This window comes from Streptomyces alanosinicus, assembly GCF_014650595.1.
GTDB classification, from domain to species: Bacteria; Actinomycetota; Actinomycetes; order Streptomycetales; family Streptomycetaceae; genus Streptomyces; species Streptomyces alanosinicus.
In genome coordinates this window covers 45,055-54,743 of the sequence record NZ_BMVG01000045.1, presented here as the reverse complement: position 1 = coordinate 54,743, position 9,689 = coordinate 45,055, and the positions used below count along the sequence as shown (strand labels likewise).

General features: G+C 68.3%; 10 protein-coding genes and 1 pseudogene. 5 read left to right on the top strand and 6 right to left on the bottom strand.

Annotation, left to right across the window (positions count from 1 at the left end):
• Positions 1-968 precede the first annotated feature (968 nt).
• Positions 969-1,273, bottom strand: a pseudogene (locus tag IE277_RS40525) (PfkB family carbohydrate kinase); the annotation flags it as partial.
• Positions 1,274-1,520: 247 nt separating this feature from the next.
• Between IE277_RS40525 and IE277_RS40520 the strand changes: the two are divergent.
• The 4 genes from IE277_RS40520 to IE277_RS40505 all read left to right on the top strand — a co-directional run bounded on the left by IE277_RS40520 (position 1,521) and on the right by IE277_RS40505 (position 5,596).
• A complete protein-coding gene (locus IE277_RS40520) occupies positions 1,521-2,537 on the top strand; it encodes a sugar ABC transporter substrate-binding protein (protein ID WP_189958740.1) in 1,017 nt (338 codons plus the stop codon).
• Positions 2,538-2,668: 131 nt separating this feature from the next.
• Positions 2,669-3,664 carry an ABC transporter permease gene (locus IE277_RS40515; protein ID WP_189958739.1) on the top strand — a complete coding sequence of 332 codons (996 nt, stop codon included), beginning with the start codon at positions 2,669-2,671 and terminating at the stop codon, positions 3,662-3,664.
• Positions 3,661-4,497, top strand: coding sequence for an ATP-binding cassette domain-containing protein (locus IE277_RS40510; protein ID WP_189958738.1), 837 nt, complete (start codon positions 3,661-3,663; stop codon positions 4,495-4,497). The genes IE277_RS40515 and IE277_RS40510 overlap by 4 nt, the downstream gene beginning before the upstream one ends.
• A gap of 76 nt (positions 4,498-4,573) precedes the next feature.
• Positions 4,574-5,596, top strand: a complete 1,023-nt coding sequence (locus IE277_RS40505; RefSeq protein ID WP_189958737.1) for a LacI family DNA-binding transcriptional regulator — start codon at positions 4,574-4,576, stop codon at positions 5,594-5,596.
• 505 nt (positions 5,597-6,101) lie between these two features.
• Here IE277_RS40505 and IE277_RS49880 read toward each other — a convergent pair.
• The 3 genes from IE277_RS49880 to IE277_RS48180 form a co-directional block, all read right to left on the bottom strand.
• On the bottom strand, positions 6,102-6,278 hold the full coding sequence (locus tag IE277_RS49880) for a hypothetical protein (RefSeq protein WP_373310988.1): 177 nt from the start codon (positions 6,276-6,278) through the stop codon (positions 6,102-6,104).
• A 414-nt stretch (positions 6,279-6,692) separates the two neighbouring features.
• A complete protein-coding gene (locus tag IE277_RS49035; RefSeq protein ID WP_268252716.1) occupies positions 6,693-6,902 on the bottom strand; it encodes a DUF6262 family protein in 210 nt (69 codons plus the stop codon).
• 61 nt (positions 6,903-6,963) lie between these two features.
• Positions 6,964-7,164, bottom strand: coding sequence for an integrase (locus IE277_RS48180; protein ID WP_229882352.1), 201 nt, complete (start codon positions 7,162-7,164; stop codon positions 6,964-6,966).
• Here IE277_RS48180 and IE277_RS48175 point away from each other — a divergent pair.
• Positions 7,151-7,489: a hypothetical protein gene (locus tag IE277_RS48175; RefSeq protein WP_229882351.1), complete on the top strand. Its 339-nt coding sequence runs from the start codon at positions 7,151-7,153 to the stop codon at positions 7,487-7,489. The two genes, IE277_RS48180 and IE277_RS48175, sit on opposite strands and share 14 nt — an antisense overlap.
• 112 nt (positions 7,490-7,601) lie before the next feature.
• Here IE277_RS48175 and IE277_RS48170 read toward each other — a convergent pair whose 3' ends face one another.
• Together IE277_RS48170 and IE277_RS40490 are read right to left on the bottom strand one after the other, a co-directional pair.
• Positions 7,602-7,901, bottom strand: coding sequence for a site-specific integrase (locus IE277_RS48170; protein ID WP_229882350.1), 300 nt, complete (start codon positions 7,899-7,901; stop codon positions 7,602-7,604).
• A 924-nt stretch (positions 7,902-8,825) separates the two neighbouring features.
• Complete coding sequence (locus tag IE277_RS40490) at positions 8,826-9,437, bottom strand: LuxR C-terminal-related transcriptional regulator (RefSeq protein WP_229882349.1); 612 nt, start codon at positions 9,435-9,437, stop codon at positions 8,826-8,828.
• Positions 9,438-9,689: the final 252 nt, after the last annotated feature.

Genomic DNA, 9,689 nt, shown 5'->3' with positions numbered 1-9,689 from the left:
ACCAGCACTCACCACAAAGGGTCCGTCAGCAAGCTGACGCACCCTCATGAATGATCGAGGCTAAGGCAAACCTTTCATTGCCAGGCGGTACCGCAATTACTGTCCGCGCATTGAGTTCACAGTTCGATCAATATCACCCTCGGGCGCAGTCACCTATCAAGATCCCGCACGTGCGTCAAGGCACGGATCCTAGTGGCATGACGCCTGACCTTCCGTCGGGTTCATTTGAAGCAGGGCACGCCGATAAATCAGGCACCGCATGATACGGCACTGCTCTTGCACAGCAATCAAAAACTCCGAATTACGAAATGGGAAAACCCATGAAAATGCATTTCCGGAAGCGCAGTCTCGTAATGGCTACAGCTTCGATCGCTCTGGCAGCTGGCGCCGCCTTGGTTCCGGCAAGCGCATTCGCTGCCCCAATGCCCCACCACGCCACCGAAGTGGTGGCCATCCTCCACGGCTCTCCTGGTGGCAGCGACCCGAGCGATCCCGGGTACAGTCACGGCGGCGACGGCCCAGGCCAGGGTGGCAGCTGGGGCCTGGCAGGAACCAACCACGATTCCGTCTACAACGGCTACAGTCACCAAGGCTCCGGCCCGGGTGACGGTGGCGGCTGGGGCCTTGGCCAGGGCCACTAGGCGGCAACAGATCGCGAGCTGAGACGTACTACATGCACAGGAGACGACCCCCGCGTCATCGCGCGTCGGCACGAAACGGCCGAAGATGGCGCGGTGGTCGTCGCGACCAGTTCGACACGGAAACGCACCACAACCGCACCAGATCGAGCGGGGAACAGCGGGGAATCACGGTGAAAACGCCCCGGTCCAAAGAGGCCACGAAACGGCCGTTCGCCCAGCTCAGAAATCAATCGGCCCCAAAATGCCTCAGCTTCCCAAGCTGAGAGCGCGAGTTCGATTCTCGTCACCCGCTCCAGAGAGAAACCCCAGGTCGGTGGCCTGGGGTTTGAACGCGGCCTGCCCCTGCGCGTCCAGTTCCGCCACGGCCAGCGTGCTGGGCTCGGCGGCCTCGACGGCGTACGACAGGTCCACGCCGGACGCCTCCAGGTGGGACCGGAACAGGCGGCCGAACACATCGCCGGACAGCCGCGCGAGGAAGCGTGCCGGGGTGCCGAGACGGGCCAGGGCCACCGCCGTGTTCGCGGGTCCGCCGCCCGGCAGCACCCGCAGCGCGAGTTCGTTCGCGGCACCGGCCGGCTCGGTGAAGGCGTCCGCAACGCACTCTCCAGGACGGTGATCTGACGAGGGCTCATGGGCTGCTCCCTCTCGGAAGGGCCGGCCAAAGGGGCCGCGACGCGACGCGGCCAACGACCTGCTACGCGGGGACGACGGTCACGGGCGTTGCCGATTTGTGACGACTGGAAGGCATTGACGTTGCCTGGACGCGGAGTCCATCATCCTCGGCATGCAGTGTCAACGATGACATAAGTCAACGATGACACCTCGGGACGGCATGCTCCGATGCCGACCGCGCCGCTCGTGATCCCGCAGGAGTCGTTCATGTCTCGCACCACTCGTCTGACCCCCTCCCTCCTCAGAGTCGCCGCGTGCACCGGCATCGCGGCCCTCACCCTGACGGCCTGCGGATCCGGCTCCGGGTCGGGCGCCGGGAGCTCCGGCTCGGGCGGTGTCAAGGTCGGTCTGATCACCAAGACCGACACCAACCCGTTCTTCGTGAAGATGAAGGAGGGGGCGGAGAAGGCCGCCAAGCAGGACGGCGTCCAGCTGATGACCGCGGCGGGCAAGTTCGACGGCGACAACGCCGGGCAGGTCACCGCCATCGAGAACATGGTCGCCGCCGGGGTGAAGGGCATCCTCATCACCCCGAGCGACTCCAAGGCGATCGTGCCCGCGATCGCGAAGGCCCGTGCCAAGGGTGTCCTGGTCATCGCGCTGGACACCCCGACCGAGCCGCAGAGCGCGGTCGACGCCCTCTTCGCCACGGACAACCTCAAGGCCGGCGAGCTGATCGGCGAGTACGCCAAGGCTGCCATGAAGGGCAAGACGGCGAAGATAGCCGCCCTCGACCTGGCGCCGGGCGTCTCCGTCGGCGTCCAGCGTCACAACGGCTTCCTGAAGGGCTTCGGCGCCACCGACAAGGACGTCGTCTGTGCCCAGGACACGGGCGGCGACCAGGCCAAGGGCCAGACGGCGATGGAGAACTGCCTGCAGAAGGCGCCCGGCATCAACGTCGTCTACACGATCAACGAACCGGCCGCCCTGGGCGCGTACACCGCCCTCAAGGCCAAGGGCCGGGAGAAGGACGTCCTGATCGTCTCCGTGGACGGCGGCTGCACCGGCACCCAGGCCGTCAAGGACGGCAAGATCGCCGCGACGTCACAGCAGTACCCGCTGAAGATGGCCGCCGAGGGCGTCCAGGCTGTCGTGACGTACGCCAAGAACGGCAAGAAGGCGTCCGGTTACACCGACACCGGCGTCACCCTGGTCACCGACAAGGCACAGGCAGGAGTCACGTCCAAGGACACACTCTACGGCCTGCAGAACTGCTGGGGCTGAACCGCCCCCCGAGGACCGTACGACACCGCCCCTCCCCTCAGCGGGGCGGTCGGCCCAGCACCTCCCCGGCCCGGGACGGCCGCCCCCCTTGTCCTGGCGACAAGGACTCTGTCTTCCGACAAGGACTTCGCATGACAGCCACGACCACGCCGTACGCGGAGCTCAAGGCACCGACCACGGCCCGCAGACTGCTCACGGCACCGACCACCGGACCCCTGGTCGCCCTCCTCCTGGCCTGCGTCTTCTTCTCCGTCTCGTCCGACCAGTTCCTCACCGGAGGGAACTTCTCCCTCATCGTGCAGCAGGTCATGGTCGTCGGCACGCTCGCCATCGGGCAGACTCTGATCATCCTCACCGCCGGAATTGACCTGTCGTGCGGGGCCGTGATGGCGTTCGGCAGCATCGTGATCGCCAAGATGGCGGCCGAGGGCTCGCTGCCACCGCTCGTCGCGATCGCGCTGGGCCTGGCCGTCTGCGGCGGCTTCGGCCTGCTCAACGGGTTGCTGGTGCAGAAGATCCCGCTGCCGCCGTTCATCGTCACCCTCGGCATGCTGAACGTGGCGTTCGCGCTGACCCACATCTATTCCAAGGAGCAGACCGTCACCAGTCTGCCCGGCGCGCTGACGGCCCTCGGGCAGACCTTCCCGCTCGGCCACACCGACATCACGTACGGCTCCCTGGTCACCATCGCGCTGTTCCTCCTGCTCGCCTACGCGCTGAGCAGCACCGGTTGGGGCCGGCACGTCTACGCCCTGGGCAACAGCTCCGAGGCCGCCCGGCTGAACGGCATCCGCACCTCCCGCCTGACCATCGGCATCTACACCGTGGCCGGTCTGCTGTACGGCATCGCCGCCCTGCTGCTCATCTCCCGCACCGGAGTCGGTGACCCGCAGGCCGGGCAGACCGACAACCTCGACAGCATCACCGCCGTGGTCCTCGGCGGCACCAGTCTCTTCGGCGGCCGCGGCTCGGTGCTGGGCACCTTCATCGGCGTCCTCATCGTCGGCGTGTTCCGCAACGGCCTGCAGCTGATGGGCGTCGCCTCCATCTACCAGACCCTGATCACCGGCGTCCTGGTGATCCTCGCGGTGACCGTCGACCAGATCTCCCGGAAGAAGGCACGATGACCGCCACGACCTCCTCCACCCCCGTTCTGCAGGCCCGCGGTCTGGTCAAGCGGTACGGCCACGTCACCGCCATCGACGGCGCCGACTTCGACCTGCTGCCCGGCGAGGTCCTCGCCGTCATCGGCGACAACGGCGCCGGCAAGACCAGCCTGATCAAGGCCCTCACCGGTGCGGTCGTCCCCGACGCGGGCGAGATCCGCCTCAACGGCGAGCTCATCCAGTTCTCCGGACCGCAGAGCGCACGCGCCCACGGCATCGAGACGGTCTACCAGGACCTCGCCGTGGCCGCCTCCATGGACATCGCCTCCAACATGTTCCTGGGCCGCGAACTGCGCCGCCCCGGCATCCTCGGCAGCACGTTCCGCATGCTCGACAAGAAGCGCATGCGCCAGGAGGCCGCCGAGCACATGGCGGACCTGAAGATCGGCCTGCGGTCGCTCACCCAGGCGGTCGAGACCCTCTCCGGCGGACAACGGCAGGCCGTCGCGGTCGCCCGCGCCGTCGCCTGGGCCCGCTCCGTCGTTGTCATGGACGAACCCACGGCCGCCCTGGGCGTCAAGGAGTCCGGCCAGGTCCTCGACCTGATCCGCCGGGTCCGCGACAAGGGCATGCCGGTCGTCCTGATCAGCCACAACATGCCCCACGTCTTCGAGATCGCCGACCGGATCCACGTCCACCGGCTGGGCCGGCGCGCCGCCCTGATCAAGCCCGCCGACTACTCCATGGCCGAGGTCGTCGCCATCATGACCGGCGCACTCAGCATCGACGAGGCCGGAGATACTGTCGTAGCGGATTCGGAGGCCGCGAAGGCCGCCGGAGTCCAGGCCACCTGACAACACGACTCAGCTCTCAGCATGTCCGGCCGAGGCCGCGGCCGGATCCGAGGGCTCACAGGAGACGGTTTCCTCCATGGCAGCGGACCGCCGCCCCACCCTGACCGACGTCGCGCGAGAAGTCGGCGTCAGCGCCAAGACGGTCTCACGCGTCCTCAACGAGGACGGACCGGCCTCTGCGCAGACCAGGGACCAAGTGCTCGCCGCAGTGGCCAAGCTCGGCTTCCAGCCGAACCTCATGGCACGCAACATCCGCGTCGGCGGCCCGGACACCACCATCGGCCTGGTCATCCCCGACCTCGCCAACCCCTTCTTCGGAGCCGTGGCCCGCGCCATAGAGGACACGGTCCGCGAACGCGGACTGACCCTGCTCATGGGCTCCTCCGCGGACGACCCCGACCGCGAACGCGCCCTGACGGACAAGTTCCTAGCCCGGCGCGTCAGCATTCTGATGGTCGTGCCGGCCGTCGGCGCCGACCACTCCCACCTCAAGTCCCACCGTACGGCGGGGCTACCCGTGATCTTCCTCGACCGTCCCGGCGTCGGCCTGTCCACGGACAGCATCGTCAGCTCCAACCGTGCCGGGACCCACGACGGCGTCGCCCACCTCATCGGCCACGGCCACCGGCGCATCGGCTTCGTCGGCGACCTGCCCGTCAAGCTGTACACCCGCCGCGAACGCCTCGCCGGATACCGCGCGGCCCTCCAGGAAGCCGACATCCCCTACAACCGCTCGCTGGTTGCCAGCGCACACGACCAGCAAGGGGCCAAGGCCGCGACCTCGAAACTGCTCGACCTGGCCGATCCCCCCACGGCCCTGTTCGCCGGCAACAACATCATGGCGCTGGGCACAGTCGCCGAGCTCGCCCGCATCAAGCGCAAGGACGTGGCCGTCGTCGCTTTCGACGACGTCTCGCTCGCCGAGGCACTGGAACCGGCCCTGACCGTCGTCGCCCAGGACCCCGAAGAAATCGGCCGAAGCGCCGCGACCACCGCTCTCACCCGCCTCGACGGCGACCGCTCCCGCGCCCGCACCATCACCGTGCCCACTCGACTGGTCGTCCGAGGCTCGGGAGAGCAGCCGGCGCCCAAGCCGTAGGCGGAGCGCCGCATCCTCGTCATCGACCGAGAGCCGGGACCGCGCTCAAGGAGGCCTCAGTTGCTGGGGGTTCACGGTCGGCTGCCTTCGGTGTTCGGGGGATCAATGCACCGAGGAGCAGCGCCTTGGCAAGGGTCGGAGGGCGGGGCGCTGCGGCCGGTGCCGTCGTCGAGGAGATCGTTGAGTCTGTCGGCGAGGGCGCACCGGGTGCAGAGCCGGCCACCGTGCAATTTGCCCTCGTGCCCGCAGCGGGAGCAGCGGTAGGACATCATGAAGCCCGCGCAGTCCGGGCAGATCACGATCCCGTCATCGGGCCGTCGTCCGGGAAGGACACGCTCGTCGCCGCAGGCTGGGCACTGCCCCCGGACACGCAGGGCCTTGTCGTGGCAGGTGCGGCAGACGTGGCCGGCGGGCCGGCGGGCGGTGAACCAGCCGTGCCGTCCGCAGCGGGCGCACGTCCGCTTGTGCCAGCGATCATGCTGTTCGGGAGTCTTGTAAGCGGGGCTCATGCATCGGGCAGGATGCGGGCTGGGCGGGGCCGCAGCTTCGCGACGTTGTCGGCGGGCGAGGCAGGGAGGCCGTCGGTGGCGGTCCTGCGGACTCCGGCGTTCTCGGCGGTGGTGGCGAGCAGGTCGGCCGGGGTGCAGGACAGGATGTCGCAGAGAGCGGACGGGACCCGCAACGACAGCCGTTCGGGGGTAGGGGACCAGGCGGTAAACCTGGGCGGCGGACAGGCCGATGCCCCGCTCGCGCAGCAGCGGCACCAGCTCGGTCGCGGTGAAGACACCGTGTGCGGCCATCACCTCACGCAGCCGCCACGTGTATCCGACCTTGCGCTTCATGCTTGCCTCCCGGTCTGGGCCTGGAGGGCCGCGGCGATGGTGGAGTCCAGGTGCCGCCGCAGGGTGCAGGTGCGGAAGTCCGAGGAGACGCACGTGTAGGGCGCGGTGGTGCTGGCGTGTTCGTGGCCGACTTGCTCCTGGATTATCTTGAGTTCGCTGCCTCAGCAGGCTGTTGCCCTGGATGTTTGCATCGCGGTGGTTGTCCGGGACGTAGCGGGTGAGGGCACCGGGGTCCTTTCAGCACGGGCCGATCGTTACCGACCTGGGATTGCCCGCCCCCTGCCCGTGGTGGGCTGGTGCGAGTCGTGGCGGCGTTCCCGGCGGTGTGCCGCCCGTAGCCGCTCGATCTCCGCGCGCACGTCCGGCTGGGCATAGAGCCCCGACCGGGACACTCCGGCCTGCTTCGCGACGGTCTCGAAAGTGACGGGCTTGCCCGCCGCGTCGAGGGTGCGGAGGGCCTGGATTGCTTTGGCGCGGGTGTACTCGCTGCGGCGGCGGGCGGCGTCGACGATGTGCCGGCTGTTGTCAGCTCGCTTCGGCGGTCGCCTCCGGCTGCCCGGGATCAGTTTCCAGACCGGTGATGATCTTTTCCAGGTTGCCGAGGACCTGGCGGTTCATCTCGGCCACACGCGCTTGGCCGCGGACCTCGGCGGCCGAGACGATCTGCAGCAGCTGCTGCCGTTGCTCGCGGTGCTGCGGCAGGAACTCGAGGATGGTGACGAACATCGGGCAGGTCAAGCAGGCATTGGCATGCCGGGCATGTCCGTTGCACCGGCAGGCCGCAGTAGCCGTTGAGCAGGGCCTGGGTCACGCGCCCGAGTCGCTGCTTGACCCAGGTGGCCTCGGCCAGAGGTCCGCCGGGATCGACGGTGACGCTCTCGCCCTTGATGTTGACCTCGCGGGCCTTCTCCGAGTGCCGGCGGACCGTGGTGTCGTGCAGCCGGGCATAGTGGGCGGTCATCTCGCCGGAAGAGTGATCGAGAAGGACGCGTACGATTTCCTGCGAGACGTCCCGGTCGATCAGCCTGGTTCCAAAGTGTGGCGCCATTGATGGGGCGTCTGGACGGCTCGGCCGTGCTCGTCCTGGACGTCGCACCGCTCCAGCCAGCGATCGAGCTGGCCGCGGTAGGAGTGCGTGGTCAGGGGCCGGGTGCCCTCGGGGTTCATCCGTGGCGCCGGGAACAGCCACCGGCCACCGCCGGACCAACGCTGCAGGACACGCTGCTGCTGGGCGGCGATCTCGCCTCGACCTCCTCATCGATGGGGACCAGGGCTTCGCGTTTCATCTTCCGGTTGAGGTAGCGCAGGTAGGAGGCGCCGTCGGCGTCCCGGATGATGCAGTCGAAAGCCAGGTGGCAGGCATCGCCGACCCGAAGCCCGCAGCGCATGAGGATCAAGGTCAGCGCCCGGCCGTCGGGAGTGTGCCAGCGGCCGAGGTTGGCGGGCTGCTCGACCTGGGCCATCACGTGCTCGGCCGGTGCCCGGGGAAGCCGCTTGTCGGGGGCGGGGGAAGTCGTCGGGGTAGAAGGTCGCGTTCGCCGGGAGACTCAGGTCCCGGCCGTGGCGGCGCACGGCGTGGAAGAAGGCGTTCAGCGAGCTGATGTCCCGGCTGCGGGAATGAGTTGACCGCGAATCGAGGGCCAGGTCGTCGAGGTATCGCTCCAGCACGGTCCGGTCCACGCAGGCCAGCTCGTCGGCGGCGACGCCCGCCCTGCGCGGCCAGCTCAGTCTGGCGGCAGTCGCGGGTAACGACGCCCTGGGCGAGATGAGCTCGTAGTTCGTGTGGTTCGAGCTGCTCCGCGGACGTGCCCGCCGCCGATGGCGTCACCCCCGGCTCGCGGATCACCGTCGACGAGGCAAACGGCCGGACGGTACGGGTATCCGGCTCGGGCACGCCGTACTTCTTGGGGGGCAGCGAACAACGGCCTGTCCTCGGGCACGGCAGTCGTCACCTACACCGACCGCACGACCCGGGAGACCACCGTCCACTTCTCCGGCTGAACCCTGAACGTCGGCCGCTCCACACCGCTGCCCGACAACAACGTCGCCGCGACCACGCCCTGCCGCAACCACTCCGGCGGTGCAGGGGCCCTTCCTCCGGCTCGGGTCATGCGTTCGCTTGTTTGCCGAGAGGTACGGCGGGGCGCGAACACCGCCCGACCGACGTGAAGCCCAGCGCCGTCGGCGGCGACTTCAACGCCCTTTCGGCCGACTCTGTCGCGTGAGCCTCTGGCCCCCTTACGGCGTCGTCCTCGACCGCCGCGACGGCACGGGCGCCGCGTGATCGGCCTTGATCCCGCCCCACTGCTGACCCCTTCGAAGCGTGGCGTCGGGGTGGCTCAAAGATGGCCTTACGGCGACCCGCCCGGCACAGGGTGCCGGGCGGGTCACTTCACGAAGTCGGGTACGGCACGGGGCGGCCAGGTGCCGACCGTGAGCACACCCATCGAGTACGCGCGGGAGACGAGCGCGGCACGGTTGGGGGCCTTGAAACGGCGGAACATCACCCCGACGTGGTACTCCACGCCTTGGCGGCTGAGGTAAAGGCGTGAAGCCATCTGAACGGTCGAGGCACCCGTGGCAACACCCTCCAGAATGCGGGCGTCCAGAGCCGTGAGTATCGGCGCCGGCTTCGCGGGCCGCTCCGCCGGCTCGTCGTCCGGACTCATCAGGATCACGACACCGGAAAAGTCGTCCCTCTCCCCCTTGACGGCTACACCGGTGATCTCCGCCGAGAAGACCCGGTCGTTGCCACGCATGGCCACCACACGCTCGACGAAGCGACTGCCGTGGCCGTCGGACAGACGCATGAAGTGCTTCGGAAGGATGTTACGAGCGCTCGGATGCAGGACGTCGTAAATACTGCGTCCGCAGATCTCCGTCGAGGACCGGGCGACATGAGAGAAGAAGTCGGCATTTGCCGCTTCTATCCTGAGGCCGGAGTCCAGTCTCGCCATGCAGGTGCTGACCATGGCCGGCCGGTCGACAGAGGTGGGCATCGAAGCGTTCTCCTGAGCGTTGGCGTAGAAGGTCGACGTGCTGTCACGCCGGTTGCGACGGATTCTTGGGGGGGCTGAGTTGTCCATCAACCCAGATCAAGGGGCGAATCAACTCTGCGGTGAGTCGCTCCGTCGGCCCAGGGCCCCACGGCCGGTGGTGAACCTCCGACTGCACGTGTTGCTGACCTCAGACGGCGTGATCGTCGCGGACACCGGCCTTCAGCGACGGCATGGGGTTGTCGGTCGACTCGC

Excerpts from the sequence above, each read along its gene's own strand:
- IE277_RS40520 (WP_189958740.1), top strand. The coding sequence starts at position 1,521 with ATGTCTCGCACCACTCGTCTGACCCCCTCCCTCCTCAGAGTCGCCGCG.
- IE277_RS40515 (WP_189958739.1), top strand. The coding sequence starts at position 2,669 with ATGACAGCCACGACCACGCCGTACGCGGAGCTCAAGGCACCGACCACG.
- IE277_RS40510 (WP_189958738.1), top strand. The coding sequence starts at position 3,661 with ATGACCGCCACGACCTCCTCCACCCCCGTTCTGCAGGCCCGCGGTCTG.
- IE277_RS40505 (WP_189958737.1), top strand. The coding sequence starts at position 4,574 with ATGGCAGCGGACCGCCGCCCCACCCTGACCGACGTCGCGCGAGAAGTC.
- IE277_RS48175 (WP_229882351.1), top strand. The coding sequence starts at position 7,151 with ATGGTGACGAACATCGGGCAGGTCAAGCAGGCATTGGCATGCCGGGCA.
- IE277_RS48180 (WP_229882352.1), bottom strand. The coding sequence starts at position 7,164 with ATGTTCGTCACCATCCTCGAGTTCCTGCCGCAGCACCGCGAGCAACGG.
- IE277_RS48170 (WP_229882350.1), bottom strand. The coding sequence starts at position 7,901 with ATGGCCCAGGTCGAGCAGCCCGCCAACCTCGGCCGCTGGCACACTCCC.
- IE277_RS40490 (WP_229882349.1), bottom strand. The coding sequence starts at position 9,437 with ATGCCCACCTCTGTCGACCGGCCGGCCATGGTCAGCACCTGCATGGCG.